The organism is Amycolatopsis lurida (assembly GCF_900105055.1).
Lineage (GTDB): Bacteria > Actinomycetota > Actinomycetes > Mycobacteriales > Pseudonocardiaceae > Amycolatopsis > Amycolatopsis lurida.
Genome location: NZ_FNTA01000004.1, coordinates 89,386 through 116,154 on the forward strand (window position 1 = coordinate 89,386; position 26,769 = coordinate 116,154).

Below are 26,769 nucleotides of genomic sequence, written 5' to 3' on the forward strand. Positions count from 1 at the left end.
GCGCGAGGGGCTTCACCTCCACCCCGGCTTGCTGCACAGTGTGCTTCGTGACTTCTGCGAACGATGACCGGACTCTGCTCATCGCCGGCTCCTACACGGCGGCGAGCGGCGGCAGCGGTGAGGGCATCGGCACGTTCTGGCGCGACGCGCGGACCGGGGAGCTGACCCCGGCGGGTTCGCTCGCGCTGGACTCGCCGAGCTGGCTGACCCCGCATCCCGCGCTCCCCGTGCTCTACGCCGTGAACGAAACGGCCGAAGGCGCGATCACCGCGGTGGCCGTCGGCGAAGACGGCACACTGTCGGCGCTGAACTCCCTGCCGACCGGCGGCGCGGATCCGTGCCATCTGGCGATCACTCCCGATGGCCGGTACCTGTTCTGCGCCAACTACAGCGGCGGCAGCCTGGCCGCTTTCGCGCTGGACCAGGACGGAGTGCCCACCGTGCGGACGGCGCTCGTCCAGCACCGAGGCAGCGGCCCGAAAACCGAACGGCAGGAATCGGCGCACGTCCACATGGCCGTCGTCGACGACACCGGGACGCTCGTCAGCGCGGTCGACCTCGGCACGGACGAGATCCGCAGCTACCGCCTCGGCGAAGAGGGCGAGCTGATCCCCCTGTCGGTCTCGGCGCTGCCCTCCGGGACCGGTCCACGGCAGCTGATCCGGCGCCCGGGCACGAGCCACGCGTACATCGTCGGCGAACTGGCCGCCTCACTGGTGACAGTGCGGGAAGAGCCGCCTGGCACGTTCACCGTCGAGAGTTCCGTTCCCGCGACGCTCGAACCCGGCGGCGAGAACCTCCCGGCACAACTCACGGTGCACGAGGACCGGCTGTTCCTGTCGAACCGGGGCCCCGAGCGGCTCACGGAGTTCACCTTCAATGCCGCGCTTCCCCAGGCCGTCGCCGACCACCGAACCGGCGCGTGGCCCCGGCACTTCTCCTTTGTCGGCGAGCATTGTTATGTCGCGGCACAGAACGCGGACGCCATCCAGGCCTACGAACGCGCGAACTGGCGCCTGATCGGCAGTTATCCGATCGGCAGCCCGGCCTTCGTCTGCCCATGGCCGCACTGATGCGTTCAGCCCGCTGAACACGGGGCTTTCTTTCTTTTCGAGATGAACAAAGGTCTTGACGCAACTGGTTCAGACCATGACACTGAATCGCGCGCCGCCGGTGACCTGGCTCACGCCCACTCGAGGAGACCCATGTCCCTACCGAGGAAACTGCTCGCGCTGACCACGCTCGTTCCGTTGGCATTAGGCCTTTTCAACGTCCCGGCGCAGGCCGCGCCCGCCGCCTTCAGCCATCCCGGCGTGCTGGTCAGCCGCCCGCAACTGGATTTCGTCCGCGCCAAGGTGCAGGCCGGCGCGCAGCCGTGGAAACAGGCTTACGACGCGATGCTGTCGAGTTCGTACGCTTCCTTGTCCCGGTCACCGAAACCCCGCGCCGTCGTCGAATGCGGTTCCTATTCGAATCCGAACATCGGCTGTACCGATGAACGGCAAGACGCGATCGCCGCGTATTCCCTCTCGCTGGCCTGGTACATCACGCGCGACGCGAAATACGCGACCAAGGCGATCGAGATCATGGACGCCTGGTCCGCGGTACTGAAGGATCACACGAACAGCAACGCTCCCCTGCAGTCGGCGTGGTCGGCCTCCTCGTGGCCGCGCGCCGCGGAGATCATCAAGCACACTTACCCGAGCTGGCCGAACGCCGGCCGCTTCGGCACCATGCTCCGGAACGTGTACCTGCCCGAGGTCGTCAACGGCAGTCACAGCAACGGCAACTGGGAACTCAGCATGACCGAGGCCGCGATCGGCATCGCCGTGTTCCTCGACGACAAGGCGGCCTACGACAAGGCCGTCGCGAAGTTCCGCACCCGCGTGCCCGCCTACCTCTACCTGACCAGCGACGGCGCACTCCCGAAAACCGCTCCCGGCAGCGGCCTGGACACCCGCGACAAGGTCGTCAAGTACTGGCAAGGCCAGACGACGTTCGTCAACGGCCTCTCACAGGAGACCTGCCGGGACTTCACCCACACCGGCTACGGACTCGCCGCCATCGCGAACTTCGCCGAGACCACCCGCATCCAGGGCCAGGACCTCTACCCCGAGATCGCCGACCGTCTCCGCGAAGGCCTTGGCTTCCACGCGAAGTACCAGATGGGCGCGGCCGTCCCGTCGTGGCTGTGTGGCGGCAGCCTGAAACTCGGCCTCGGCCCGATCACCGAGGTCGGCTACAACCACCTCCACACGCGCCTCGGGCACACCATGAGCAACACCGAGGCGCTCACCCTCCGCCAGCGCCCGGCGGGCACCAACAACCTGTTCGTCGCCTGGCAGACCCTCACCCACGCCGGCAACCCCCAGTGACCCCGTGGGGGCCGTCCGAATGCGGCAGGACGGCCCTCACGGACTGTTTTCCCAGCTCAGACACACAGTGACCCCTGGTTGCAAGCCCCCGTCCGGGACCCGCTAAAGTACTCACATCGCACTCCACGGAGCGCGGGTCCGGGCTGTGGCGCAGTTTGGTAGCGCACTTGACTGGGGGTCAAGGGGTCGCAGGTTCGAATCCTGTCAGCCCGACCGGAAGACGAAAGGCCCGTGAGCAGCATAACTGCCGCTCACGGGCCTTCTTCGTGCATCGGCATTGCCAAACGGGTAGATCCCCTCGGGGACCGTCCGGCGACGTGCCTGGCCAACTGCCTGACTACGGTTCCCGGACCCGGCCGCCGACGATGTCGTCCATCGCCGTCGCGGCCTCCACCATCACCGGCCGAATCTGGTGCCGGTAGACCCGTTCGGTGACCGCGATCCCGCTGTGCCCGCACAGGCGCGCGATGTCCTCGATCGGCACCTTCGCGTCCGAGAGCAGCGGCACGAAGCTGTGTCGCATCTCCCGCGGCGTCCAGTCCCCCGGCTCCAACCCTGCCGCCTTGACTACCCGCCGAAACATGCGCAGCACGTTATGGCGATCCAGCTGCGTACCCGTCTCGGACGCGAACACGAGACCGAGGTCGGCCCATCCATTCCCCTTCCCCGCTCGCTGCCTCACCTCAGCTCGCGTCCTCACACTGCGCTGACGTATGCGATGCAGTCGCAGCGCGACGACGCACCGAAGTGGCATCGCCAGGGTTCGCCGCGACTTTCTCGTCTTCGTGTCGCCGCCCGCTCGCACCGAACGCCACACGCTGATCGAACGAAGCTCAGGAGGTGTCGCGGCGGCATTGCCATTGAGGTCGACGTGGTCCCACGTCAGCGCCCGCAGCTCTTCTGTTCTCGCACCAATCAGCAGTGACAGCACGATATAGGCGTGGAGGGAGGAATTCTCGGCCGCCTTCAGTACCGCTTCTGCTTGCTCCAGCGTCAGCGACTTCGACGGCCGGCCTTCCTGCCCAGCCGGAATCTCGCACAGCATCACCACATTGCGTTTCACCTTGTCTCGCGCTTGAGCGCGCTTCACCGATCGATTTAGCACCGAATGCAGTAGACGCGCGTACTCACCTTCGTTGCGAGATCGGCCAGCCACTCGTCAACGTCTTCGGCCGACAGCTCCCGAAGCTTGCGCTTGCCGAGGTTCGGAATGATATGGATAGCGGCGAGATTCCTGTAGTTCTTCACCGTCTCGGGATCTCGGCCCGCCAAGCCGAAGGCCAGCCAGTTGGTAACGGCCTCTCCGACCGTGTACTTCGCAGCCCCTGTCGGCAGGCCGTCGTCCAGGTCGCGAATCTGTTCCTTGAGCTTGTCCTTGGCGTCAGTGTTGGACTTTGCGCTGGCAGTCTTCACGAGGCGTTTCCCGGCTGGACTGTAACCGGTCGTTACTTCGGCGATCCAGCGCTGTCCTTTTTCCAACCATCGAAGCCCGCCATCGCCCCGGCTACGCCGCTTGGTCATCCATTACCTCCGCTTCTTTTTCGAGGAGCGCCACATAATCACGAATGGCGGAAACAGGAATCAGCCTCGCCCGACCTTGCTTGACCGATCGCAGGCGGTTGGAACGAATCTGCTCGTAAATGACGGATCGTCCCATAGCGAGCAGGTGCATTGCCTCGGGGATCCTGTAGAGCTGCTTCGCGGGGTCCAGCTCGCCCAAATTCACGTTCATCAGTAGAATCCCTTCTTTGAAGAGATCTCGGGGATGCCAGTACCACACTGCGGACGAGCCGGAAGTTGCGCTGCGTAGCATCGAGGGACGGTGGGCTGGATCGTCAGGCCGAGGGTGAGCGCGGGGCGGGCGACGTATTCGGAGCGGTCGACGGGTGGAAGGGACGTGCCGGTGCCGTGTCACCGGCGGACCAGGGTTTTCGCTCAGGCGGCGAACGGTTCACCGTCCTCGTCTAGAAGCGCGGTCTGTTCTGGCACGCGGCGGGCGAGCTTTGCTGCCAGCGCCGCGCGCCACGAGAGCAGGTAGTGCAGGTGGTTGGCGCAGCTTTTGACGTGCGGCCGGGGGCAGTCACGTGTGGGATGCCCAAGGCGCCGGGCATCGTCTGACCACGCGAGAGAGTCGGCCGAGTCGATATAGGCGTGGTGCTTGATCAGGCCGAGCGTTTTGAACCCGAACCCGTGGATCCGCGGTACGCCGTAACGGCGAACCGCACGCGGGATCTGGCCGGCCAGCGCGGTGCTTTGCCGGTGGTTGTCGCGGCAGTGGACGTGTCCCGTTGTGAGCGTGTCGCGTTGCGACCAGCCTGTGAAGCCCATCGGAGCCGGAGGATCTCTTCGTGCTGCGCGGCGAGTTGTGACAACGCGCGCTCCTTGAACTCGGTGAGCTCGGTGATCCGTGCATCGCGTTCCTGGACGCGTTCACGGAGCTTGGCGTTCTCGTCTTTCAGCCGGGTGATCTGGAGTTCGCGCGGGTCTGAGACGGTGCCCGCCTCGCGGAGATCGGCCAGCCGACGCTGAAACTCCTCGGCCAGGTGCTGATGGGGCCCTGGCCGCTGGTTGCCCTGCGGGTCGGTGCGTGCGTAGAAGCCCGTTCTGGCGACGCCGGCTTCTCGTGCAAGAGTCTTGAGGTCGCAACCGCCGCGGGGTGGAAGCTGCCCCAGCAGTAGGCGGTCCATCGCAGCACGGATGCTGGCCTCGTTGCGACGGCGCTGTTCGGTCGTCAGCGGCATGATGTGCACTCCTGCATTGCGGTCTGCGGAAACGCGGCGGAGGTCTGGGCCAGTTGGCGGGCCAATGATCGGTCCCTCTGCGTCGGCCGTCCACGACGTCGTGATCATGGAATATCGTGCCGGTCATGACCACGGATGACTGGCTGGCCGACACCCGCACCTCTTATGACACGGTCGCGGTCAGCTATGCCGACCAAGTGCGAGGTGCCCTCGCCGGACACCAGTACCTTCGCGCAGCTCTGGCGTTGCTCGCCGACAGCGTGCGGACCGCTGGCGGCGGACCGGTCGCGGACGTCGGCTGCGGCCCCGGTGAAGTCACCGCCCACCTGCATGAGCTCGGTGTCGACGCCTTCGGTGTCGACCTCTCCCCGGCGATGATCGACGTGGCCCGGCGCGACCACCCCGGCCTGCGGTTCGAGGTGGGCTCGATGACGGAACTGGACCTCCCCGTCGCTTCGGTGGCCGGCCTGCTCGCCTGGCAGTCGTTGATCCACATCCCCGACGACGAGGTACCGACAGTCTTCGCGCACTTTCGCCGAGTATTGCGTCCCGGCGGACCGCTGCAGCTCCTGTTTCACGTCGGCGACGAGTCGCAGTTGAAGACGGAGGGTTACGGCGGTCACCCAATGAAGGTCCATGTCCACCGCCGTCAGCCGGACCAGGTGGCATCCTGGCTGCGCGATGCCGGATTCGTGGTCGAGGCCCAGATGCTGCTCGACCCGGATGCGAAAGCTCAGCAAGCGATTCTTTTCGCACGCAGTAAGTCCTAACTTCTGCATATGTCGGGCTCGCCACTCGGAACCGGAGGACATGCGGGTGTGCTCCCAGCGGTGCTGATGGTCTCCTCGAGGCTGTCGAGCACTCGTTGGACACGGTCGTGCTCGCGCCGGAGCCGGGTCTTCTCCCCCGTGGGGACTCTGGGGTTGCCGAGGAACACTTGGAAGGTGGCCGCCTGCTCGGCCCAGATCGGCCGGTGGCAGGCGTGGTGGGTGGCCTGCGGGCATCGGGCGGAGTCGCAGAGCCCGATCAGCGGCCGTGTCGCCTGTGTGGTCCCGGCCGATCGCAGGCAGAGCGCTCGGGTCGGGTCGCGGAACCAGCAGTAGTTGGCCGGGCCGACGTGCAGGCTCGCGGCCTGCGCGCGCAGCAGGTTCTCGATGCGGCGGTCGGTGTCCAGCACCGACGGCTCGGCTGGTGTGCTGTCCCGCAGCGCGTCGTCACAAGATTGACAATGATCTATGGGCCTTGCCTGGCGGCGGACACGATGCAGGGGAACGCATTACCGATACCGCAGTACGCGAGGTCAAGGAGGAGACGGGCGTTGACGTCGAGATCCTCCGACTGGTTGGCACATACACCGGCCCCAGGCACGTTATGGCTTATGACGACGGCGAAGTTCGACAACAGTTTTCGTTATGTTTTGAAGGGCGCTGGCTTGGAGGAACACCGCGCGAAGATGGTACGGAAACGAAGGCGGCACGCTGGATAGCGCTGGACGAATTGGCACATCTCAACATTCATCCGTCCATGGCCCGCGCCTTGCCGCGAGATCAAGTCCACGATGACGGCGGTAACCGTGGCACCGTAGCGGCGGGATCACTGGGAGCACCAGTGATCCCGCCGCCGTTCTTCGGGCCGAGGTCGGCGCGAAGGTTCTTCGACAGGTGCGTCACGAACGCCTTCGAAGCGACGTAGACGCCGAAGGACGGGAAGATCGCCTGCGCGCCGGTGGACGACGTGTTCACCAGGTCCGCGACGCCCTTTCGGCCGCCGAAGCGACCAGATGCGGCATGAACGCACCGATCGCGTTCATCAGGCCCGTCATGTTGACGTCGATCATGCGCTGCCAGTCGTCGGTCGCGAGTTCGTCGATCGGCGCGGCCGGCATGACGCCGGCGTTGTTGAACAGCAGGTCCGCCCGGCCCAGTTCCGCCTCGACCTCGGCCGCCGCGGCGCGCATCACCCCGGCGTGGGGTGCCGCACCGACGTGTTCGTCATTTCGTCTCTCCTCCGTGGACTGCCGTTCCGAAGTCCAGGTAACCGGCTCACACGGAGAGATGGCACGGCCTTGTTCGACCTGGGTCCGGCAGTACCAGTCAGGCCTCGAACGCGCCGAGGACGAGACCGGCGTGCTTGCGCCAGACGTCGTCGCCCTGGGCGGCGGTCAACTCCACGATCCGGCCGAGCGCGAGGATCTGCAGGCCGATGTCCGAGGAGGTGATGTCGTCCCGCAGACGCCCTTGCCGCCGCGCACGTTCGACCAAGCCGTCGAGACTCTCGGCGAGATGCGCGCGACAGGCTTCGAGAGCGCCTTCGGTGACTGTGAGCCCGTCAAGGAACGCCCGGTGGCGGGCCATCATGGCCAGCGTCCGCTCGACAATGAGGCTGATCCCCTCCCAAGCGTCCTCAGCGGCCTTCCCACTCTCGGAGACGGCCTCCCACTCGGCGACGTCGTCTTCCAAGACAGCCTTGACCAGGTCTTCCTTCGTCGGGAAATGCCGGTAGACGGTGGCGACGCCGACACCGGCTCGCCGGGCGACCTCGCGGACGTCGGTCGCGAGCCCGCGTTCGGCGAAGGACTCCCGAGCGGCCTCCAAAACTTGGCCGCGGTTCCGCGCCGCGTCCCAGCGTTGACGTCGCGAAGTGGTCATGCCGGGATCCTACCTTTTCCGGAACACACGTTTCGGATACGGTGATGTTCCGGAACACGTGTTCCGGAACTGGAGGAAATCATGTCCACGATCGTGATCACCGGGGGAACCGACGGCCTTGGCCGCGCGCTGGCCGCCGACAGACTGCGCGAAGGCCACACCGTCGTCGTGGTCGGCCGGAGCGAGGCGAAGTTCCGCTCGTTGACGGGCGACGCGCATTTCATCAAGGCCGACCTGCGCGAAGTCTCGGAGAACTACCGCGCCACCAAGGAGATCGCAGAGCGCTTTCCCGTGGTCGACACGCTGGTCCTGGGGGCGGCGTACGTGCACCGAGACAGGCAGTTGACCAGCGAAGGCTTCGAGCACACCTTCGCGCTGTACTACCTGAGCCGCCACATCTTCGCTTCGGAACTCCAAGGCGTACTCGGCGCCGCGGAGCGGCCGCTGATCCTCGACACCACCGTCCCCGGCGCCCCGCGGGACGCCATCCGTTGGGACGACTTCCAGCTGTCACAAGGCTTCACCTGGAAGGCGGCGAACCAGCAGAGCCGCCGGATGGGGCTGCTTTCCGCAGCCCGGCTCGCTTCGGACCACGTCCGGTACGTCCTCTACAACCCGGGCTTCGTCCGCACCAGCCACCAAGGCGCCCTCGGCAAGACCTCACGAAAGATGGTCGGCGTGCTCGCGAAGCTCCTGGGCACACCGCCGGAAAAGGCGATCCGGCCGATGCTCGACCTCATCGCGAACCGGCCGGAGGCGCCCCTGAGCGCTTACCAGCGCGGCAAGCGGCTCACGGTCGACGCCGACAGCGAAGAGGCAGAACGGCTGCACACCGCGACAAAACGGCTGCTGAAGTCCGTCTGACCTACAGGGATGTGCGCGGGAGAAGAGTTCGCGGCCACTGTCGAATCGGCGGGACGCCTTCGTATAGGGAGTGACAAGCCGCTTCGACCTCAGGAGGACGCCATTACCCAGTACCTGTGGCGACGAAGGCAACCTCCCGCAGAAGCGCGCTGTGCACGCGGATGGATGAGCACCTCGGCGGTGACGCGGGCGAATCAGGGTTGCCTGCCGGAGTTGGAGATGAGGTGCGGGCTCACGGCCACCCGGCGAGCAGCGGCCTCGAGTGCCTCGCGCTCCTTCCGGCGACGCTGCCCTCCTGCCGAAGTTGGCTATGTAGGTCAAACCGCTGAAGATCGGCGCACCAACGCCACTACCCAGCCGAGCCAGGCCGGGACGTCGCCTGGACCAGGGCGCTCCAGTTCATGGATCTGATTCTCCAGCGGCGGCGCTTCGGACCCATGCCGCGGGTCCGGTCATGGTCAGCGATAGCCGAGTGGGCTCGGCTAGGAGGTCGAGCTGTGCCGGCGTGGGTCGTAACCGTCCACGAGATCGGCGGTCAGGCCGGTGTCCAGGGCGTCGAGGCACGCGGCGACGCGTCGCGCCAGGTGTGGGCTGAGCAGTGCTGCGGTTTCGTCGGGTGCTCCCCTGTCCCGCCAGGCAACCTATCCGCAACTCCGGATTACAGGTCGAATTCCCCCGGCGCGAGGCTGCGTGCCAGGCAGAACTCGTTTCCTTCCGGGTCGGCCAGTACCACCCACGACCGGCCGTCTCCCTGCCCCACATCCGTCTTGGACGCGCCGAGCGCGAGCAACCGCTCCAGTTCGGTTTGCTGGTCACTGTCGATCGGAGAGATCTCGAAGTGCAGCCGGTTCTTGGCGGGGGTCTTGGCCTTGGGAACACGGACGAAGACCATATTCGGCACAGCTGGCCCGCCACGCAACGCGGCCAGCCGCTGTTCGTCCGATTCCTCCGGATCGGGCCCGATCCCGACCGCGGAGCCGTTCTTGTCCTCATAGACGACGTAACCCAGAACGCCGCACCAGAAATCCGCCAGCCGCCGCGGATCCACGCTGTCGATGGTCGCCCATTCGAACCGACTCGTCATGCACAACGCCTTTCCCTTTCGGATATCCGGTTCACTCTATTCCAGGTCGCCGGCGACGTGGAGGCGCTGCGGAACGCGGTGGCACCGTCCGAGCCTTCGCAGGCTCTTGTCGGGCCATCGCAAGCCCCGCCCGTCGCGTGGGCGGAGCCCGTCCGCGAATTTCCCTTTTGACGGAATAGCCGGACGCGGCGTGGGCATGGCCATACAGGGAACCGCGAACGCTTCCCGCGAGTCCCAGTTGAAAACCGGACGTACGACCACTACAAGGGGATGAATGAAGACCCTGCTCAAGAAGGCGACGACCGCTGCCGCGGCGAGCGTGCTGATGCTCGGCCTCACCACGGTGGGCACCGCCTCCGCCGAGGCGGCGGCGATCACCTGCGACACGAAGTCCAGCGGTAGGGACGGCCCCTTCTACCACGGGGAATCGGCCTCTTACGCCTACGACAACCGGTTCAGCAAGAGCCACCCCATCCCCGCGCTGGCGACCAACATCCCCCAGGGCACGGCGACCTGGTCGAACTGGGACGGATCGAACGACCTGATCCTCGTCACCTCGTACGAGTCGGGGCACCGGAGCGCGATCATCATCGGGATCGACGCCAAGACCGGCAAACAGGTCGGCCAGGCGCTGCTCGCTTACTCGCACGTCGGCGGGATCGCCGTATTCGAGAAACAGGGCTGGGCCTTCGTGTCGGGCAAGGGTGACACGGTCCGGAAGTACTCGCTGGCGAAGCTGAAGAACGCGATAAAGAACTCGCTGCCCGTCGAGCAGGAGGGGACGGCACAGACCGTCTACGCCTCCTCTTTCCTGACCAGCCACGGCCCGAGCGACACGCTGTGGGCGGGCAAGTTCGAAGACGCCAAGCGCGGATTGATGCACTCGTACACCGTCGGCGCCGACGGCAAGCTGGGCTACCGGCCGGGATCGTGGGAGGTGCCGACGAAGACGCAGGGCCTCATCGTCACCAAGGACCTGTTCGTCTACAGCACTTCGCACGGCAGGAACAACCGCAGCAACATCTACGTGGTCCGGCGCGGCGCCGGCGAGAAAGACCTGGACACGGCCAAGAAGCACTGCTTCCGCGCGCCGAGCATGTCCGAAGGGCTGACGGTGTACGGCAGCAACGTGTACCTGGCGTACGAGTCCGGCGCGCACTACTACAGCAAGGCCGCGGACAAGCCGAGGAACATCATCTCGAACCTGCACAAGGCGTCGCTGTCGTCCTTGGAGGCCCTCGCGCCCCGGTGAAGCGCCGGCTGCGGGCGAGGAAGAGTCTCGCCCGCAGCCGGAGTGCCGGTACGTCAGCGGTGTCCGTGGATGGTGCGGTGGATCCAGCCCTGGTAAGCGGGCACGCTGGTGTACAGGCCGGGTCCGTTGGCGCAGGGGACGTCGTCGTCGCCGGGCCCCGAGGTGACGCCGATCAGCTCCCACCGGCCCCACTTCCCGCGCTGGACCTGCGGTCCGCCCGAATCGCCCATGCACGCCATCGCACCGGGCTTGCGGCTGATCGTGCAGAGCCGGGTCGAGTCCGCGTAACCGGGCGAACATTCGGACACCGCCCCACGGCGGGTGTCGAGCTGCTGGAGTCGTTCGGGGAAGACCGCTTCGGTGATGTCGGCGGTGTCGACCGTGGTGCCAAAGCCCATCAAGCGGGTCGGCGTGCCGGGACGGCCGGGACGGTCGGCGATGCGGATCGGCTGTTCGGAGACAGGGCGGTCCAGGCGCACCAGCGCGATGTCGTTCTTGTTCGGCGAACCCGGCTGATAACCGGGGTGGCGCACCCAGCGGTCGATCGTGCGCACGGTGCCACCGGAGGTCCGCCGCTCGCTGCCGATGCGCACCGTCCCCTCCGGCCGAGCCGGGTTGTTCGCCGGGTCGACGCAGTGCGCCGCGGTCACCACCCACTGCGGGTGGACCAGCACCGCCCCGCAGACACCTTTGGCGTTGTTCAGCTCGGGCACGATCTCCGGGATCGAGGCCATGAACTCGTACCGCTCGGTGGAGTTCTTCCCGTTCACCACGGCACCGGCGCTGCCGGGCACCGCGAGCGCGCAGGCGGCACCTGCCAGCACGACCGCGGCGGCACGAACCAGGTTGCGGCGCTTGGAACCCACTCTCGACATACATTTCCTTCGTTCGGGTACTTCGGATCGATGGGATCCAGCATCGCGGTTCGCGGCGTCCCGGACCATCGGGGCAGCTTGCGGATTCGCCGTCGCGGCTGCTCTACGCCCTGAGGTAGGGCTGGCCCTACCTCCGCGTCCGGCCGAGGACCAGGTGGTTTCGGCCGGCCCGGGACCGGCTATCCGATACCGCGATCCGCGAGTGAGGAGGTTCGTCATGCCAGGACGGGAAGACCTGCCCAGCACGCTCTTGCGTTCGCCGCGCGAGGCACAGGACACGTGGGTGGCCGCGCATGATTCGGCGCTCGAAACCTACGGTCCCGGCCGCCGCGCCGCCCAGACCGCGTTCGCCGCCGTGAAGCACTCTTTCGTGAAGGTCGGCGATCATTGGGAGCCGAAGGAGCGCCGCGGGCCGTCCGACGAGCAGGCCGCGGGCGGCGCCGGGCAGCGCACCAAGAGCACCCACGGCGGCGTCGACGCGCGAGCCGGAAAGGAACATCTGTCCCAGCGGGCCCGCGAACTCGGGATTCGCGGGCGTTCACGCATGTCGAAGCGCCAATTGGTCACGGCGCTCGAGAAGGCCAGCCGCCGGGAGACCGCTCGCGCCCGGCAGAGCCGGTAGCGAGCAGGCCGTCGGTCACTCCCGCCCGAGGACGATCGTCGGTTCGAGTTCGAGCACCGTGTCCTCCAGGGCATCGGCCTCGCCGCGTGGTTCGGGCACCGTCACCCGTTCGGTCGACGACTGAGGATTTTCGATCGCGTGTGTCATGGTTCTCAACTCCGTTCGCGTCGGGGCCGGCTGGTGGAAGCCGGCAGGAGGCGATTACCCGGTGCTCCGGAGATCAATCATGCGGGGGCGTTCAGGAGGGGTCTCCGTGACAACTCCGCCACGGAGACCCCTTGGTCACCAGGTCACGCTGAACTCAGCCGTGGCCCCGCTTCCCGTTTTCGCCAGCTTCCCGATCCGGCTCCGCCGTTCAGGCGAAGGATCCTCATGCGGAAGCAAGCTCGCGTCGGTGATGTAGTTCCACGAAGCCCACCATGAACCATCAGGCGCCTGGAACGCGTTGAACGCACCGGGTCCGCGCTTGTTGCCCGGCAGGTTCTTCTTGCGGTACTTGTCCGGCAGACCCGGCCGGAACCGCGGCTCGCCGTCCGGGTCCGGCTGGTAGGAGAAATACGCGCGCTGCTCGGCCATCGGGGTGCACCGGTTGTCGGTCAACAAGCTTCCGCAGTACGCGACGCCGGTCGAGTAGCGGTTCGCGTACCAGTTGTTCCCCGAATAGAAGAGGTACCAGTCACCGTCGATGCGGACGGCGTTGGGATTCTCGATCGTGAGGACGTCGTCGGCCGGGCTGTTGTGGTGCGTCCACTCGAGATTCGCGTTGTCGATGAGCTTCTTCGCGTCGGCTTCGGCTATCCGCCGCACATGGCGGGGCCGATCGAACTCCAGCTTCGCCGCCCCCAGTGCGGTGACGCGGTCCTGCGTCCACGCGCCGTTGCGCAGGGTCAGCCACACCTCGCCCTGCCCCCTGCTCACGTCGGCGTCGATCGCCCACCCGCGCTCCGGGCAGAACAGCGGATCGGCGTTGGCGACGAAGCCTCCCGTGGCCCGCAGCGAGGTGGCGTAGCCGATGCAGTGCTTCGCCTGGCCGGCGGGCTCGGGGCCCGGAAGCGCCGCGCTGTAGAAGACGTAGTAGACGACCCGGCCGTCCTCCTGATGCGCGATCAGCGCAGGTGTCCACAGTGGAGAGTCGGGTCTCGCCCAATAGCCCGCGGGGAAGGTGACGCCGTCCCACGCGTCGCCGTCGACGGCGCCTCGGCGCTGGAACGATCCGCCACTGAACTCGACCTTGGTGTACGGAAGCTTCTTGCCCGGGATGCTCGCACCGACGGCGACGTAGGTGTTCGTCTCCGGCACCCGCATCAGATCCGCCGCGGGGAACCGGAAGTCCAGCGACTCGTCGCGCGGCCCGGTTTCGGCCGTCGCGGCAGGCACGCCGGCCATCAGGCTGACGCCGCAGACCAGGGCGATCAGGACACGCCGCGTCATCGGGTCACCGTCACGCGAGCGCGTACCGGACGGTGGTCGCTTCCGTAGCCACCGAGGGCGGCCACCTCGGACCCGGTCGAGTCGTTCTCGGCCCACACATGGTCGATGGACCTGGTGCCGTGGCTCGGAGCACTGTAGGAGTCGGCCACCCGCCGCAGCCCCGCCATCAGGTCCGAACCCGGCTCGGCGTTGAAGTCGCCCATGACGACGGGCTCGGCCACCCGCGAGGAGAACCAGTCCGCGGTGGCGCGGACCTGCAGATTGTGCAGTTCACGGTTGAGGGCGAACCGCTGCGCGGACGGCGTCAGGTGCACGACGCCCACGACCCACTCGAAGCCCGTGCCTCCCACCCGTACCCAGTTGACGTACTTCGGCGGCACCCAGCAGCCACAGTCGCCGGGTTCCGCGGGGCCGGTACCTGGCGTGGACGGGTCCACTTTGGACGCGGGTGAGATCTCCTGCGCGCCGTGACCGGTGACGGTCAGGTTGCCGCGCACGAGGATGGCGTTGTGCCTGACAGCGCGACGATCCGACTCGTAGATCGCGACGTATCCCGTGGCGGCCGCGGCCTCCTTCACCACCTCCTCGCGGTCGGCGACCTCCTGCAGCCCGATGACGGCGGGGCGTTCGGTCTCGATGAGACGGACGAGGTCGGCCTTGAGACCGCCCGCGTCGCCCACGTTGTAGGTGACGACCTTGATCGTGCGTTCGGTCGCCGCCTCGGCGGCGGGCACCGTGAGGAGTGTGGCGAACGGCACCAGCAGTGCCAGCGCGAGGGTCCTGCGCCTCGAATGCTTCATGGGATTCCCTCCAGTGTCGATGACGGAGGGAATCGGACCATCGGCGGCCCGCCACGGGCAACGCTCCGCGCGATCCCGTCATCTCCCGGAAAGAATTACTCCGGCGAAGGGTTCTCCCAGACGAAGGTGACCTTGTTGCCCGCCGGATCCACGATCTCCGTCAGCTTGACGAAGCCGAAGTCCTGGATCGGTCCGCATTCCACCCCTTGCTCCGCGAGGTCGCCGACGGTCTCCTCGATGTCCTCGACGACGAGGACCACGGTGCTCTTACCCGCGGTTTCCGGATCGTGGGCCACCTGGATACCCGCGTTCCCGGTGATGCGCCATTCCGCGACGCCTTCCATGGGTTCGGTGTCGGGCCGCCGCCCGAGCCACTGCTCGTACCAGGCGACGGCGGCGGCGTGGTCGGAGACCGGCAGAACCGCGTAGACATCCTTGAAGCTCGGCAAGGGGTTGTCCTTCCACTCGGATCGCCGACCACTGTAGGCCGGTTTGTCCGAGTTCGCCCCGGCTTTACAAGGTCACCTCTACCCTGCACCGCGTGACCGGCGGACGAACAATGAGGCTGACAGCGCGGCTTTTCGCCGTGTTGGCCGTGCTCACCGCTGTCGCCCTCTTGCAGGGCGCGCTGTGCAGTGACGGCGCCGCAGCGGCCGGCTCGCCCTGCGCTCCCCTGTTCGCCGCCGAAGCCACCCACAGCACGAACCCGGCCGACGAATGCCCGACGGCCCTGCTGAGCCCGGCGGACCAGCCTCTTCCGGCCAACCACCTCGACGATCTCGCCGGCATCGGCGCGGCGCTGCTGGCCACGCTCGTCCTGCTCGTCCGGCACCGTCGCCCCGGCGGGACGAGAGTACCGCCGTCCTTCCCGGCAAGGCGTTCGACGACCACCCCACCGCTCGTCCAGCTCTGCGTTTCCCGTACCTGATCCGGCCCGCCCATGCCGCTTTCAGTTGCCGGAACCGAGCCAAGGACACAACAGAATGACCAAGAACACCAAGGTTTCCCTGACGGTCGTGGCCGTCGTCGTCGCGGTCGTGGCCGCGTTGCTCGTCGTCACCGATCTGGGTGAGGACGCCCCAGCGGCGCAGGTGGACGCACCCCCGGTAGTACCCGCGTCGATCCTCGTCCGGCCGGACAGCCATCGGCTCTCCGATCCGGCGGGCAGCAAGGTGACCGTCGTGGAGTTCCTCGACCTCGAATGCGAGGCGTGCGGCGCCGCGTATCCCGGCGTCGAACGCCTCCGCGCCGAGTACGGGGACCGCGTCACGTTCGTGCTGCGCTACTTCCCCATCCCGAGTCACCAGAACGCCGAACTCGCCGCGCGGGCCGTCGAAGCGGCGGGTAAGCAGGGCAAGCTCGAACCGATGTACCGCCTGATGTTCGAGAAGCAGCCGGAGTGGGGCGATCAGCAGGTCTCCCACCGCGAGACCTTCCTCGGGTTCGCCCGTGAACTGGGCCTCGACCTGCCTGCCTTCGAAACGGCGCTCGATGACCCGGTCACGCTCGGCCGGGTGCTGGCCGACCGCACCGACGGCGCGAACGTCGGCGTCGAGGGCACGCCGACGTTCTTCGTCAACGGCGTCAAGTTCACGGGGTCACCGTCCTATCAGGGTCTCAAGGCCGTCATCGACCGGGAGCTCGCGAGATGACCCCGTTCGCCGTCCGGGCGACGCCGTGGGTGCTGCTGGTCGGTGGCGCGCTCGGGCTGCTGGCTTCGTTCGTGCTCACGGTCGAGAAGATCGCGCTGCTCAAGGATTTCTCGTACATCCCGACCTGCAGCGTCAACCCGGTGCTCAGCTGTGGGTCGATCATGAAGACGCCGCAGGCCGAACTGTTCGGGTTCCCCAATCCGTTGCTGGGGATCGCCGGGTTCGGCGTGGTCGTGACGACCGGGGTCGTGTTGCTCGGCGGCGCACGGCTCCCCCGCTGGTATTGGCTGGGCCTCCAGATCGGCTCGGCGTTCGGTGTCGTCTTCGTGCACTGGCTGATGGTGCAGAGCCTGTACGTCATCGGCGCGCTGTGCCCGTACTGCATGATCGTCTGGGCGGTCACCATCGCCGTCTTCTGGTACACGACACTGCACAACCTCCACAAAGGACCGGAGGTGAAGGCGGTGATCCGGTACCACAGCGTGGTCCTCGTGGTCTGGTACGCCGCCGTCACCGTCGCGGTCCTGCAGGCATTCTGGAGTTACTGGACGACGCTCATCTGAAGGCGGCTCCGGTCGAGACCACGCAATCCCCAGGCACAGGCTGCGCCGATCACCGTCAGGGCGAGCCACGGGAATTCCGGGAAGCCCGCTCGGCGCGCGACGTCGAAGACGGTGCCGGTGAAGAGGTTGCCGAGGAGGATGCCCACGCCGACGACCGTGTTGTAGAAGCCGTAGTGCGTGGCCACCAGGCGATCGCCCGAAAGCCGCACTACGGTGTCCATTTCGAACGGGAAGACGACGACCGTGCCGACGGCCAGCAACGCTGCGGAGAGCAGCAGTCCGACGCCGGCCGCGGCCGGTCCCGCCCGGGCCACCGTCAGCGGTGCGACGAAGGCCACGGCCATGAACACCATCCCCACGGCCAAGCAGGTGCCGGGCGGCCACCGGTCCTTGAACCAGGCCGTGATCTTGAGCTGTCCGGCGATCGCGAGGCCGCCCGAGATCACGAACAGCCCCGCGATGAGCACGGTCGCCGACGTCTCCGAACCGGTGATCCGGCGAGCCTCCATCGGAAGGGCGAGGTAGGTCTGGAACGACAGCACGTACGAGCCGATCATGACCAGCGCGAAGAGCAGGAAGGACCGGTTAGCCGCGACGATCCGCCAATCCGACCAGATCGACGAGGCGCCCCCTTCGCTTTCGTGCGCGGGCAGCACGCGTATCTGCACCACGGTCAGGACTCCGAAGACCGCGGCGGCGGCCAGGCAGGTCAGCCGGAAGTCGACGGCCGTCAGTGCCAGCCCGACCACCGGTCCGGCGAGGATCCCGCCCTGGTAGAACACGTTGAACACGGAGAAGGCCTCCAGCCGCCGCTCCCCCGCGTCCGCCGCGAGATAGGCGCGGACCGCCGGGTTGAACAGCGCCCCGGCGAAGCCGGTCGCCGCGGACGCGACGATGAGCGACGGCAACGACGAAGTCACGCTCAACAGCGCGAATCCCGCCGTCCGCAGCACACATCCGGCGACGATGAGCGGTTTGTAGCCGAACCGGTCGGCCAGCGTGCCGCCGACGAGGAACATGCCCTGCTGCGAGAAGTTGCGGATCCCCAGCACCAGGCCGACCGCCCAGCCCGCCAGCCCCAGCGGACCCGAAAGGTAGCCGGCGAGATACGGCATCAGCATGTAGAAGCCGACGTTGATGGTGAACTGGTTGACCATTAACACCTTGCTGGGCCGGTCGAAGGAGCGGAACCGCTCGGCGAACCCGGTCACAGCGCGGGGTCCACGACCGTGCGGCACCGGGTCCAGCGTTCCACCACGCGCTCCCCGGGATGCGCGATAACGTCCGGCTCCCGTGCCGGGACGACGTCGAGCAGGCCGTGTCCCGCGCAGTACTCGTCGTTGTAGACGGTGTCGAAATAGCGCTGGGGGCCGTCCGGGAAGATCGCCGCGATCCGGACGTCCGGATCGTGTGTGCGGGCTAGCCAGGCGGCCACGAGGGCGACCGCGCCGACACTCCAGCCCCCTGTCGCGTACTGGGCGGCGGCGAGACGGCGGCAGGTCCACACCGCTTCGGCGGGCGCGACCCAGTGGACCTCCTCGAACGCGTCGTAGTCGACGTTACGCGGATGGATACTCGACCCGAGCCCGCGCATCAGCCGAGAGGTGGCGGGTTGCCCGAAGATCGTCGACCCGACGGTGTCCACGCCCACCAGGCGCAGCTGCGGGAAGTACCGCCGCAACGCGCGGAAGGTCCCGGCCGAATGCCCGCCGGTGCCGACCGAGCACACCAGTACGTCGATCCGGCCCAGTTGCGCGGCCAGTTCGTCGGCCAAGGTCGCGTACGCGGCCACGTTGTCCGGGTTGTGGTACTGGTCGGGGCACCAGGAGCCGGGCTGCTCCGCCAGCACGCGCTGGACCCTGTCCCGGCGCGCCTGCTGCCAGCCGCCCACCGGATGCGGCTCGGTGACGAGGTCGACGCGGGTGCCGTGCGCGGTGAGCATCCGCCGGACGATGGGCTCCATGCCGGGATCGGTGACCAGGGTGACCGGATGTCCGTGGACGATCCCGGCCAGCGCGAGGCCGAGCCCGAGCGTCCCGCTGGTCGACTCGACGATCAGCGCACCGTCGGCAAGGTCGCCGCGGGCCTTGGCCGCTCCCACCATGTGCAGCGCGGGGCGGTCCTTCATACCGCCGGGATTGAAGCCCTCCAGTTTGGCCCAGAAACCCTTACCGGACCCGGTGAGTCGTTCGTCGATCCAGAGCACGGGCGTGTTGCCGACGGCCGGCGCCGTGTACCGGGGCAGGACTGCGTTCATCGAGGATTCGTCTTTCTGTGCTGTGCGGACGAGGACGGGACGGCGCGAGGCCGGTCACGTCCGCGAAACGCACAGCTCGACGAGTATCCGGGGCCCGCTCCGGATGACTGGGAGCAGCCGGGTGTCCTCGTGCACCACAGGCGAAAAGCCGGGTTCCGAGTGAGGCGGGACAGCTGGGACGGGCGGAGATTCCTCGCTTCGGACCGCGACGGCGGCGAGCGGACGGGCGTGTACGTGGCCCTCCCGCGGCGGGCACGACGAGTCGTGAGAGGCCGAGGCCACGGTGAGGGCACCGCCGCGGCCGTCGTCCAGACAGCCGGCAGCCCCGGAACCCGCCACGACCAGCAACACCAAGGCCACCACGAGTCGACGAAGAGTAGCCGGGAAGACACTCACAGTTCCCACCGTAGCAAAGATCGGCTTCGTCTCCCATGTGGCCTAGTACTAGTGGTCTTAGTAGCACTTCACCGGGCACTCACAATCGGCCCCGTACTACTAAGCGCGATAGTTGACCTTGTAAGACAGGAGATTCGGCACCCGTGACCCCACACCGGCGCTCACCGCGGCACCCCCTCGTCGCCACCGCCGCCCTCATGATCTTCGGCTTCGGCACGCTCCCCGCGAGCGCACAACCCGCGCCGGACAGCCAGGATCCGATGCGGCGTTACCAGGAACTCGGCGCCCAAGCGGCCAAGGCCGACGAGGATCTGCAGGAATCCCAGGACCGGCTGAAGACCCGCGAGAGCGAACGCGACCAGGCCACCGCCGACGTCGGCCGCGCCGACGGCGAGCTCACGCGGGCGCGGTCCGCGATCGATCGCTTCCGGCCACAGGTCGAGGCGATCGCGCGGTCGGCGATGAGCGGCGAGCGACTCGGCAACGCCGTCCTGCTGCTCGACAGCGGCAGCAGGCAGGAGTTCCTCGACCGCTCCTCCGCGCTGTCGGTCCTGGCGGACGAGAAGGCCAAGGCGCTGACCGGCCTGCGCGACGCGCTCGCGAAAGCACAGACCGCGCGCACGACCGCGGAGGACGCGCGGGAAACGGCCCAGCTCGCCGCGAACGACGCGACCTTGGCGCTGGACCAGGTCCGCACCCGGAAGGCGGACCTCGACGACCAGATCGCCAAGGTGCGGCAGGCACTCGGGCGACTGCCCGCCGCCGACAAGGCGAAACTCGGCAAGGTCCAGGACAAGGGTTCCTACCTCGGCCCTCCCGGTGCCGCGAACGACGCGCTGCAGGCGGCACTGTCCAAACGCGGCTCACAGTACGAATGGGGCGCCACCGGGCCGAGCGAATTCGACTGCTCGGGCCTCACGTCATGGGCGTACAGGCAGGCGGGGATCTCGCTTCCCCGCACCAGCCGCCAGCAGTACACCGTGGGGAAGGCCGTCCCGCTGGACGGGCTTGTCCCCGGCGACCTCGTCTTCTATGACGACGGCACCGGCAACCCGGGAGCCATCCACCACGTCGGCATGTACGTCGGCGGCGGCAAGATGGTCGACGCGCCCACCGAAGGCCAGCTGGTCGACGTCCGCTCGGTGAAGGGCGACGGGCATCTGATGGGCGCGCGGCGCATCGTCGGCTGAGCGGGAGCGGCACAGTATCCTTCCCCGCGGAGGTGCCATGCAACGGCTGGGCGAGCTCGAAGCGTCGGTGATGGACGTGCTCTGGGACGCGGCGGAACCCTTGCGGGTGCGCCAGGTGCTCGAGGCGATCAACCGGGATCGCGACCTCGCCTACACCACCGTGATGACGGTGCTGGACAACCTGCACCGCAAGGAATGGGTCGAGCGCGAAATGGAGAATCGCGCGTACCGCTATCGCGCTGTGGCGACTCGTGAGGAAGCCACCGCGCAAAGCCTGCGCGAACTTCTCGACGCCTCGGAGGACCGGGAATCGGTGCTGTTGCATTTCGCGCGGTCGGTCACCGAAGAGGAGTCGGACATCCTGCGGCGGGCCCTGCGACGGAAGCCCGGCAAGCGATGATCCTGGCGGCGGTGCTCCTGTTCGGCGTGCTGGTGGTCGGCTGGTGCTCACCCCGGCTGCTCGGCAGGCTGACCGTCGGCGGGATCAGTCCCGGTACGGCGCTCGCGTGGTGGCTGCTGACCGCGCTCGGCGTCCTCGGCGGCACCCTCGGCGCCGTCCTGCTCCTCGTCCTGCCGGACCACGGGCCCGCCAGGGCCATCACCCGGCTGCTTCACGAGTGCTGGGCGGCCGTCGGCCACAGCGGTCTGCCCGGCCTCGACCCGCTCGCCGGCACCTTCGCCGGCACCGCCGTCGCGATCGCGGCGGCCCGGCTCGCCGTGTCGACCGCCCGGCGCCGGAAACGCAGCACGCTGTTGCACCGGCGCCATCTCGACGTGCTCCGATTGTCGGGCGCCCGGCCGGGGCCAACGCTGTGGCTGCCCGACGAGCGTCCGATCGCCTACAGTCTCGGCGGCCGCGACGGCCTGATCGTCGCGAGCCACGGCCTGGCGGGCAGGCTCTCTCCCCTCGAACTCGACGCGGTGCTGGCCCACGAACGCGCTCATCTGCGCGGAAGGCACCACCTTCTGGCCGGATGTGCCGAAACCCTCGGCCGCGTGCTGCGGTTCGTCCCGCTCATGCGCGAACTCCCCGGCGCGGTCCGGCTGCTCGTCGAACTGGCCGCCGACCGGGCGGCCGCGACCGGACACGGGCCGGAGACCGTGCGCTCGGCGCTGCTGTCGATCCACGCGGCAGGCGGCGATGACACCGCGCTCCGGTTGCGCTGGCTTTCCCGGCATACGAGCGGCCCGGCGCGATTCCCGGAACGGGTGCGCGCCGTCGCGGGCGGAGCACTGGCGCTGTTCGCCGCACCCGTGCTCACCGTCGGCCTGATGTTCACGGCGGGCCTCGTTTCCTGCTGGTGAAAGAAACGCGTTCGTCACCGATGCGAGCGAACGGGTTCAGCGCGGACACCATCAGGTGATCTGCTGTTTCCGACAAGGCAAGCCCCATTCCCGAACGGGCGTATGAACGTCGCTAAGCGTCGTTCGCCGGTCGGCGGAACGGGGACGGCAAATCGTGCAATCCCCACTCACACGAGTGAGGAGCCGACATTCCGCTGAGCCGGAAAGGCGAATTCCCGGCGCTACTCAAATGGCGGCATTCGGCGGGCGGCCCCCTGTCGTAACGTCGATCAACGTACTCACCTCGCAGCGAATTCCGTGAACCCCATGGAGGTTTTCGTGATCCGACGTCCTCTGCGCACCCTGACCGTCCTGATCGGCGCCGCGACAGCCGTCACCGGCTTCGCGGCACCGGCTTCGGCGGCGCCATCGGTGCTCACCGAAGCGGCGAGCCCGGCCACAGTGGCCGCCGCCCAGCAGGAACTCGGCACCTCGCTCGGCGCCGCGTTCGCCGGCTCCTGGCTGGACACCACGACCGGCGAGCTGATCGTCGGCACCACCGACGCGGGCCGGTCATCCCGGATCCGCGCGGCGGGCGCGATCCCGAAAGTACTCCGGCACAGCGCCTCCGAACTGAAGCAGATCCAGTCCACATTGGACAACAGAACCGAAGGCCTGCCCGGTTCGGTCGCCGGCTGGTACGTGGACGTGCCGTCGAACGACGTCGTGGTCAGCGTGGTGGGCGGCGATCCCGCCGGTCTGGCGTGGGCCACTTCCGCCGGGGTCCCGGTCCGGGTGGAACACGTGAAGAGCGCGCCGCGGCCCTTGTGGAGTGTGATCGGCGGGCAAGGCCTGTACTTCAGCGGTGGTGCCTGTTCGGTCGGCTTCAACGCCTATGACGACGACGATCATTACGTGATCACCGCCGGCCACTGCACCGAACTCGGCGGCACCGTGCGCGGTGCCGGCGGCACGATCGGCAAGGTCGCGAGGTCTTCCTTCCCCGGCAACGACTACGGGACGGTCAAGGTGACGCACTCCGACGTCTCGACCCCGCCCCGGGTCGACCGGTACGAGGACGGGTCCGACGTGCGGATCGAGGGTGCCGACGTGGTCGGTGTCGGCGGCCGGGTCTGCCGGTCCGGGATCACCACCCACTGGCACTGCGGGCGGGTCGAAGCGCTGGACCAGACGGTGAACTACGGCAACGGGAACATCGTGCGAGGCCTCACCCAGACCGACGCCTGCGCCGAACCCGGCGACTCCGGCGGCTCGTTCGTCAGCCGGCCCTCGTCGGGCTCCGACACGAAACTCGTGCAGGCGCAAGGCATGACCTCGGGCGGTTCCGGTGACTGCGACGAAGGCGGCACCACGTTCTTCCAGCCCGTCAAGGAGGTGCTCGACCGCTACGACCTGACGCTCGAAAAGGACTGATCTCCCGCGGTTAGGGGCGGCCGGCCCACCGGCCGCCCCTTGATCAGGACGGCGAGTTCGCCCGCCTCGGCGGCCAGGGTCTCGATCTCGGCCCAACGGCGGCGGACCCGCTCGTGATCGGGTACCAGTGTGCCGGAAACCATGCCCAGCAACAGATTCGCGTCCGTCCCGACCTCCGCCAGCCGAAGGAAGGGACGACGGTCTTCCTCGGTGCCCGCGCCGTGCTCCGCCGCCCATTCACGGGCTCGCAACCCGGCGTCGTGGCAGGTGTCGACAAGGAGGCTCCGGATCTCCTCCGGCCGGTTCTCCGGACGGGCGGGAGGTTTCCCCATCAGCGGAAAGATGTTCCAGGCCACCGACAGCAGGCAGTCGGCCACTTCGTCCATCGTCTCCACGTCCACCGGCCGAGTGTTCCGGCACAGGCGCCCTGCCAGGCGCAATGACGCGCGGGACGGGCAGGGTCGACCCGATCGGGTGGCGCTCCCAGGCCAGGCCTCGTGAGTGGAAAGGACGGTTCTAACCGTCCTTTCCACTCACGAGGCTCGGTTCGGCCAGGTCGTCGAGTTCGCGCACGTCGGCCATCCGCAGCCCGGCGATCAGGCCGGACAGTCCCTGGTGACCTTCGGGCCGGAAGGCGAGGATCCCGCTGGCGAAGAACAACAGGTTCGCCAGCGGCTCGAACCCGCTGTTGGCCACCGATGCCAGAGTGAGCAGCGTGAAGTACCCACCGGAGCCGGCCAGGAACCGCACGGCCATCCGCCACAGGGCCGGCTTCCCGCCATCCGGGCCGACGGGGCGCAGCAACACGACCCGCTGGCCGAAGCTGGCGCCGTTGCCCGCGACGGGGACGACGAACAACAGGAGCAGCGCCGGCAGGAAAGTGCCGATCAGCGCGGTCACCACGGTGTTCGGTTCGCCGGCGAGCAGGGTCGTCACGATGCCGACGGTGGTGCCGAGGAGGACGACCGACACGACGTCGACGGCCATCCCGAGCAGGCGGCGGCGCGCGGTGACCGGCCGCGGCGTTCCCGGCGGCGCGGACGGCTCGTTCCCCGGCAGCAGCCGCAACAACGGGGCAAGGCCGAAACCGACGGCGGCGCCGAGGGTGTTGGCCAGCAGGTCGTCGACGTCGGCCAGGCGGTACGGGCACTCGAACAGGAACCAGACCCCGGTCAGCTGCGTGCACTCGATGAACAGCGAGACCGCGAATCCGATCGCGACGGTGGCCGCGAAACCGCGCCGGAAGAGGTGCCGCACGAACATCCCCAGCGGCACGAACAGGGCGACGTTGAACACCGCCTGCTGGACGGCGGGATTGCGCAGGAACGCCCGCAGGCCGTCCCCGGCCCGTTCGCGGCGGATGTCGGCGACGAACTGGAACGGGCGCAGCTGCAGGTGACCGGCGGCGTGTTCGGCGCACGTGGTCGTCTCCGGGATGGGAAGCAACGTGTACGTCCACAGGGACATGGCGTAGACCAAGAACCCGAACACCAGCAGGACCCGCCAGAGCCCGAGCTCCCCGCGGCGCCGGTAACTCGCGGCGATGTACGGGACGGCCAGGAGGCCCGCGAGCACGCAACCCGCGAACACCGCGATGGCCGCGGAGATGGCCGGATCAGTCACTCGCGGAAGTTAACAACGCGCGCTCCGGCGCACCCGTCACGCCACCTGGCCGGGTGACGGCGAGGGCTCGCTGATGCGCGAGCGCGGCGATGGCGAAGGTCAGATGGACGACGACCCAGTTGCGGTCTTCGCGGTGGACCCGCTGCAGCAGGTCGAGAGTGGCGTCGCCGGGACTGCGGCCCTGACGGCAGGCGTCGATGAACGCCTGGGTCAGGTCGTCGACGTTCCTTCGGAACTCAGCGAAGGCGTCGACGGGTTGAGAACTGGGGCAAAGATCCACGGTCACGTCACAGAGCGTTTCATAGCGCGACACAAAGTCACGAATCGGCACAGCGCGAATCACTCACGTGAGGTAGAACTCGCGCGAATTTGTGCTCTGCGTCACGCCGACGCCAGCCTGGAGGGCATCGGGCGTTCCCGTTCGGCCGCCTTCGCCCGGCGGGTGGCCGGGAAGCGCTGATCGAGTTCGACCAGCAGCGGGGTCGCCGCCATCAATGCCAGAAGGGCGAGCCCGGCGTATGCGCCCAGAGTCGCGATGATCGTCATTTCGGCCTCCTCGGTCCCCTGCCGCCTGTTCCGGCGGCCTGGAACCAGGATCGCCTCCGGGCGGGGGCCGGCGGATCGGTCACCCGGCCGAGACGCCTCGACCGGTCGGCCTTTTCGGCACTGTCCGATCGGCCGACCCCGGGCGGCGGTGCAGCAGGTCGAACCGCGACCACATGGCCTCGGCCGCCTCGATGGACTCGCCGGTGCGGACGGGATCAACGGCGGCGAGTTGCGCGACGATCGCCTGCACCAGGCTCATCCCCGCGGTCAGCGACGGGAAGAAGGTCACGCCCTCGGCGGGCACCATCAGCACCTGTTCGACCGCGCCAGCCAGCGCGGGACTGGCCGCGTCGGTGATGGCGAAGGCACGCGCTCCCCTGGCCTTGGCCTCGTTCGCGGTGAGCACCGTGCTTTCGTACAGCCGCCAGAAACTGATCGCGATGAGCACGTCTTCGGACGTCAGTTTCGCCGTGGCGTTGGCGAGTTCGGCGTCGCCCGCCGTGATCGCGTGGACGTCGTACCCGGCGAGCCGGGCGTTGTGCGCGAACGCGATCCCGACCGCGGCGTAGCTGCCGTCGGCGATCACGACCGTGCGTCGCGCCCCGGCGACGGCCTCCGCGACGTTGCGGATCTCGTCCTCGGCCACGCGCCGGTTGAGCAGAGCGAGGCTGTCGAGGTCGCGGCGCAGCGACGCCGAACCCGGCGAGTCGACGTCCCGATGTTCCTCGGCCACCTGCGGCGCGCTCAGCGACGACATGTACCGCGCCCGCAACTCCTGTTGCAGCGCCGGCCATCCGGCGAAACCCAGCGCCTGCGCCGTCCGGGTGACCGTGGCGACGTTGACCCCGGCGAGCTGGGCGAGTTCGGCCGTCGAGCCGAACGACGCGCGGCGCGGTTGCGAGACCAGCACTTCGAGCACGGCGGCCGCCTTCGGCCGCAGACCGCGCTCCGGCGTGCGATCCCGAAGCCACGCCTCGAAACCGTCGTCGGTTCCCGTCTCTGTCACCGCATCCTCCCTCGACGGCGTCACGGTAACGCATCGTGCGCGGCGGACCACTTGCAACAACCATTGCAGTTTTGCCGAAACGCAGTATACGTTGTCCAAACTCTCGTGACTCCTCGTCGCCCGAAC

General features: G+C 68.0%; 35 protein-coding genes, 1 tRNA gene and 1 pseudogene. 15 read left to right on the forward strand and 22 right to left on the reverse strand.

The genetic code is table 11. The features are described 5' to 3' along the window. The first annotated feature begins 47 nt into the window (after positions 1-47). From BLW75_RS05710 to BLW75_RS05720, 3 genes are all read left to right on the forward strand, one after another. Positions 48-1,073, forward strand: coding sequence for a lactonase family protein (locus tag BLW75_RS05710; RefSeq protein ID WP_091599557.1), 1,026 nt, complete (start codon positions 48-50; stop codon positions 1,071-1,073). Between the two features lie 132 nt (positions 1,074-1,205). Then, the gene (locus BLW75_RS05715) at positions 1,206-2,375 is read left to right on the forward strand and encodes an alginate lyase family protein (RefSeq protein WP_034306306.1); all 1,170 of its coding nucleotides are present in this window, start codon (positions 1,206-1,208) and stop codon (positions 2,373-2,375) included. Between the two features lie 139 nt (positions 2,376-2,514). Then, positions 2,515-2,588: transfer RNA gene (locus BLW75_RS05720), tRNA-Pro, on the forward strand. Between the two features lie 124 nt (positions 2,589-2,712). Here the strand turns inward: BLW75_RS05720 and BLW75_RS43140 are convergent. From BLW75_RS43140 to BLW75_RS05735, 5 genes are all read right to left on the reverse strand, one after another. After that, the gene (locus BLW75_RS43140) at positions 2,713-3,438 is read right to left on the reverse strand and encodes a site-specific integrase (RefSeq protein WP_241783295.1); all 726 of its coding nucleotides are present in this window, start codon (positions 3,436-3,438) and stop codon (positions 2,713-2,715) included. Positions 3,439-3,473: 35 nt separating this feature from the next. Beyond that, complete coding sequence (locus BLW75_RS43145; RefSeq protein WP_198935661.1) at positions 3,474-3,896, reverse strand: tyrosine-type recombinase/integrase; 423 nt, start codon at positions 3,894-3,896, stop codon at positions 3,474-3,476. After that, positions 3,880-4,107: a helix-turn-helix domain-containing protein gene (locus tag BLW75_RS05730; protein WP_034306301.1), complete on the reverse strand. Its 228-nt coding sequence runs from the start codon at positions 4,105-4,107 to the stop codon at positions 3,880-3,882. The genes BLW75_RS43145 and BLW75_RS05730 overlap by 17 nt, the downstream gene beginning before the upstream one ends. A gap of 203 nt (positions 4,108-4,310) precedes the next feature. Continuing rightward, entirely contained in the window at positions 4,311-4,619 is a 309-nt protein-coding gene (locus tag BLW75_RS44150) for a deazapurine DNA modification protein DpdA family protein (protein WP_425266432.1), read from the reverse strand. Continuing rightward, positions 4,538-5,116 carry a hypothetical protein gene (locus tag BLW75_RS05735; RefSeq protein ID WP_198935660.1) on the reverse strand — a complete coding sequence of 193 codons (579 nt, stop codon included), beginning with the start codon at positions 5,114-5,116 and terminating at the stop codon, positions 4,538-4,540. Before BLW75_RS05735 ends, BLW75_RS44150 begins: the two co-directional genes overlap by 82 nt. Positions 5,117-5,241: 125 nt before the next feature. Between BLW75_RS05735 and BLW75_RS05740 the strand changes: the two genes are divergently transcribed. Further along, positions 5,242-5,886 carry a class I SAM-dependent methyltransferase gene (locus BLW75_RS05740; protein ID WP_034306849.1) on the forward strand — a complete coding sequence of 215 codons (645 nt, stop codon included), beginning with the start codon at positions 5,242-5,244 and terminating at the stop codon, positions 5,884-5,886. Here the strand turns inward: BLW75_RS05740 and BLW75_RS42720 are convergent. Next, on the reverse strand, positions 5,883-6,293 hold the full coding sequence (locus tag BLW75_RS42720) for a hypothetical protein (protein ID WP_034306297.1): 411 nt from the start codon (positions 6,291-6,293) through the stop codon (positions 5,883-5,885). The genes BLW75_RS05740 and BLW75_RS42720 overlap by 4 nt on opposite strands. Positions 6,294-6,307: 14 nt before the next feature. Here BLW75_RS42720 and BLW75_RS43395 point away from each other — a divergent pair. Continuing rightward, positions 6,308-6,646, forward strand: a pseudogene (locus tag BLW75_RS43395) (NUDIX hydrolase); the annotation flags it as partial. A gap of 17 nt (positions 6,647-6,663) precedes the next feature. On the opposite strand, the gene BLW75_RS43400 reads toward BLW75_RS43395, so the two are convergent. The 3 genes from BLW75_RS43400 to BLW75_RS05755 form a co-directional block, all read right to left on the reverse strand. Next, positions 6,664-6,858 (reverse strand): hypothetical protein, encoded by a 195-nt coding sequence (locus BLW75_RS43400; protein WP_244175775.1) that lies wholly within the window; start codon positions 6,856-6,858, stop codon positions 6,664-6,666. After that, entirely contained in the window at positions 6,855-7,073 is a 219-nt protein-coding gene (locus tag BLW75_RS05750) for an SDR family NAD(P)-dependent oxidoreductase (RefSeq protein WP_244175776.1), read from the reverse strand. The genes BLW75_RS43400 and BLW75_RS05750 overlap by 4 nt, the downstream gene beginning before the upstream one ends. A gap of 136 nt (positions 7,074-7,209) precedes the next feature. Next, positions 7,210-7,764, reverse strand: a complete 555-nt coding sequence (locus BLW75_RS05755) for a TetR/AcrR family transcriptional regulator (RefSeq protein WP_034306846.1) — start codon at positions 7,762-7,764, stop codon at positions 7,210-7,212. Positions 7,765-7,845: 81 nt separating this feature from the next. Here BLW75_RS05755 and BLW75_RS05760 point away from each other — a divergent pair, with 81 nt between their 5' ends. Further along, the gene (locus tag BLW75_RS05760) at positions 7,846-8,628 is read left to right on the forward strand and encodes an SDR family NAD(P)-dependent oxidoreductase (protein WP_034306294.1); all 783 of its coding nucleotides are present in this window, start codon (positions 7,846-7,848) and stop codon (positions 8,626-8,628) included. A 658-nt stretch (positions 8,629-9,286) separates the two neighbouring features. Here BLW75_RS05760 and BLW75_RS05765 read toward each other — a convergent pair. Further along, positions 9,287-9,712 (reverse strand): VOC family protein, encoded by a 426-nt coding sequence (locus tag BLW75_RS05765; RefSeq protein WP_034306292.1) that lies wholly within the window; start codon positions 9,710-9,712, stop codon positions 9,287-9,289. A 274-nt stretch (positions 9,713-9,986) separates the two neighbouring features. On the opposite strand from BLW75_RS05765, the gene BLW75_RS05770 reads away from it, so the two are divergent. After that, entirely contained in the window at positions 9,987-10,964 is a 978-nt protein-coding gene (locus tag BLW75_RS05770) for a hypothetical protein (RefSeq protein ID WP_034306290.1), read from the forward strand. A gap of 53 nt (positions 10,965-11,017) precedes the next feature. Here the strand turns inward: BLW75_RS05770 and BLW75_RS05775 are convergent, their stop codons facing one another. Next, a complete protein-coding gene (locus BLW75_RS05775; protein WP_034306287.1) occupies positions 11,018-11,839 on the reverse strand; it encodes a S1 family peptidase in 822 nt (273 codons plus the stop codon). Between the two features lie 217 nt (positions 11,840-12,056). On the opposite strand from BLW75_RS05775, the gene BLW75_RS05780 reads away from it, so the two are divergent. Further along, positions 12,057-12,461 carry a ChaB family protein gene (locus BLW75_RS05780; protein WP_034306283.1) on the forward strand — a complete coding sequence of 135 codons (405 nt, stop codon included), beginning with the start codon at positions 12,057-12,059 and terminating at the stop codon, positions 12,459-12,461. A 15-nt stretch (positions 12,462-12,476) separates the two neighbouring features. Here the strand turns inward: BLW75_RS05780 and BLW75_RS43900 are convergent, their stop codons facing one another. From BLW75_RS43900 to BLW75_RS05795, 4 genes are all read right to left on the reverse strand, one after another. Next, positions 12,477-12,608 (reverse strand): hypothetical protein, encoded by a 132-nt coding sequence (locus BLW75_RS43900; protein ID WP_277814936.1) that lies wholly within the window; start codon positions 12,606-12,608, stop codon positions 12,477-12,479. A gap of 135 nt (positions 12,609-12,743) precedes the next feature. Next, positions 12,744-13,892: a family 43 glycosylhydrolase gene (locus tag BLW75_RS05785; protein ID WP_034306282.1), complete on the reverse strand. Its 1,149-nt coding sequence runs from the start codon at positions 13,890-13,892 to the stop codon at positions 12,744-12,746. Further along, entirely contained in the window at positions 13,889-14,692 is an 804-nt protein-coding gene (locus BLW75_RS05790; RefSeq protein WP_034306280.1) for an endonuclease/exonuclease/phosphatase family protein, read from the reverse strand. The genes BLW75_RS05785 and BLW75_RS05790 overlap by 4 nt, the downstream gene beginning before the upstream one ends. Positions 14,693-14,787: 95 nt before the next feature. Next, positions 14,788-15,141 carry a VOC family protein gene (locus BLW75_RS05795; RefSeq protein ID WP_034306278.1) on the reverse strand — a complete coding sequence of 118 codons (354 nt, stop codon included), beginning with the start codon at positions 15,139-15,141 and terminating at the stop codon, positions 14,788-14,790. Between the two features lie 110 nt (positions 15,142-15,251). On the opposite strand from BLW75_RS05795, the gene BLW75_RS05800 reads away from it, so the two are divergent. From BLW75_RS05800 to BLW75_RS05810, 3 genes are read left to right on the forward strand one after another with little or no spacing between them, the layout of a single operon-like run. Next, on the forward strand, positions 15,252-15,620 hold the full coding sequence (locus BLW75_RS05800) for a hypothetical protein (protein WP_034306275.1): 369 nt from the start codon (positions 15,252-15,254) through the stop codon (positions 15,618-15,620). 55 nt (positions 15,621-15,675) lie between these two features. After that, positions 15,676-16,344 carry a DsbA family protein gene (locus tag BLW75_RS05805; protein WP_034306272.1) on the forward strand — a complete coding sequence of 223 codons (669 nt, stop codon included), beginning with the start codon at positions 15,676-15,678 and terminating at the stop codon, positions 16,342-16,344. After that, the gene (locus BLW75_RS05810; protein ID WP_034306269.1) at positions 16,341-16,907 is read left to right on the forward strand and encodes a vitamin K epoxide reductase family protein; all 567 of its coding nucleotides are present in this window, start codon (positions 16,341-16,343) and stop codon (positions 16,905-16,907) included. Before BLW75_RS05805 ends, BLW75_RS05810 begins: the two co-directional genes overlap by 4 nt. Here BLW75_RS05810 and BLW75_RS05815 read toward each other — a convergent pair. Next, positions 16,886-18,118 carry an MFS transporter gene (locus tag BLW75_RS05815; protein WP_034306268.1) on the reverse strand — a complete coding sequence of 411 codons (1,233 nt, stop codon included), beginning with the start codon at positions 18,116-18,118 and terminating at the stop codon, positions 16,886-16,888. The two genes, BLW75_RS05810 and BLW75_RS05815, sit on opposite strands and share 22 nt — an antisense overlap. Then, the gene (locus tag BLW75_RS05820) at positions 18,115-19,164 is read right to left on the reverse strand and encodes a PLP-dependent cysteine synthase family protein (protein ID WP_091596935.1); all 1,050 of its coding nucleotides are present in this window, start codon (positions 19,162-19,164) and stop codon (positions 18,115-18,117) included. The genes BLW75_RS05815 and BLW75_RS05820 overlap by 4 nt, the downstream gene beginning before the upstream one ends. A 539-nt stretch (positions 19,165-19,703) precedes the next feature. Between BLW75_RS05820 and BLW75_RS05830 the strand changes: the two genes are divergently transcribed. The 4 genes from BLW75_RS05830 to BLW75_RS05845 all read left to right on the forward strand — a co-directional run bounded on the left by BLW75_RS05830 (position 19,704) and on the right by BLW75_RS05845 (position 23,468). Next, on the forward strand, positions 19,704-20,750 hold the full coding sequence (locus BLW75_RS05830) for a C40 family peptidase (RefSeq protein WP_034306265.1): 1,047 nt from the start codon (positions 19,704-19,706) through the stop codon (positions 20,748-20,750). A 37-nt stretch (positions 20,751-20,787) separates the two neighbouring features. Further along, on the forward strand, positions 20,788-21,150 hold the full coding sequence (locus BLW75_RS05835) for a BlaI/MecI/CopY family transcriptional regulator (protein ID WP_034306262.1): 363 nt from the start codon (positions 20,788-20,790) through the stop codon (positions 21,148-21,150). Continuing rightward, a complete protein-coding gene (locus BLW75_RS05840; RefSeq protein ID WP_034306260.1) occupies positions 21,147-22,055 on the forward strand; it encodes a M56 family metallopeptidase in 909 nt (302 codons plus the stop codon). Before BLW75_RS05835 ends, BLW75_RS05840 begins: the two co-directional genes overlap by 4 nt. Before the next feature lie 318 nt (positions 22,056-22,373). Next, a complete protein-coding gene (locus BLW75_RS05845; protein ID WP_034306841.1) occupies positions 22,374-23,468 on the forward strand; it encodes a S1 family peptidase in 1,095 nt (364 codons plus the stop codon). On the opposite strand, the gene BLW75_RS05850 is transcribed toward BLW75_RS05845, so the two are convergent. From BLW75_RS05850 to BLW75_RS05865, 5 genes are all read right to left on the reverse strand, one after another. After that, positions 23,441-23,869: a hypothetical protein gene (locus BLW75_RS05850; protein WP_091596938.1), complete on the reverse strand. Its 429-nt coding sequence runs from the start codon at positions 23,867-23,869 to the stop codon at positions 23,441-23,443. The genes BLW75_RS05845 and BLW75_RS05850 overlap by 28 nt on opposite strands. Positions 23,870-23,984: 115 nt before the next feature. Next, on the reverse strand, positions 23,985-25,091 hold the full coding sequence (locus BLW75_RS05855; protein ID WP_034306257.1) for a VanZ family protein: 1,107 nt from the start codon (positions 25,089-25,091) through the stop codon (positions 23,985-23,987). Then, a complete protein-coding gene (locus BLW75_RS05860; RefSeq protein WP_034306255.1) occupies positions 25,084-25,377 on the reverse strand; it encodes a hypothetical protein in 294 nt (97 codons plus the stop codon). Before BLW75_RS05860 ends, BLW75_RS05855 begins: the two co-directional genes overlap by 8 nt. A gap of 95 nt (positions 25,378-25,472) precedes the next feature. Continuing rightward, positions 25,473-25,637: a hypothetical protein gene (locus tag BLW75_RS42725; RefSeq protein ID WP_158005350.1), complete on the reverse strand. Its 165-nt coding sequence runs from the start codon at positions 25,635-25,637 to the stop codon at positions 25,473-25,475. Between the two features lie 79 nt (positions 25,638-25,716). Continuing rightward, on the reverse strand, positions 25,717-26,643 hold the full coding sequence (locus BLW75_RS05865) for a MurR/RpiR family transcriptional regulator (protein WP_034306253.1): 927 nt from the start codon (positions 26,641-26,643) through the stop codon (positions 25,717-25,719). Positions 26,644-26,769: the final 126 nt, after the last annotated feature.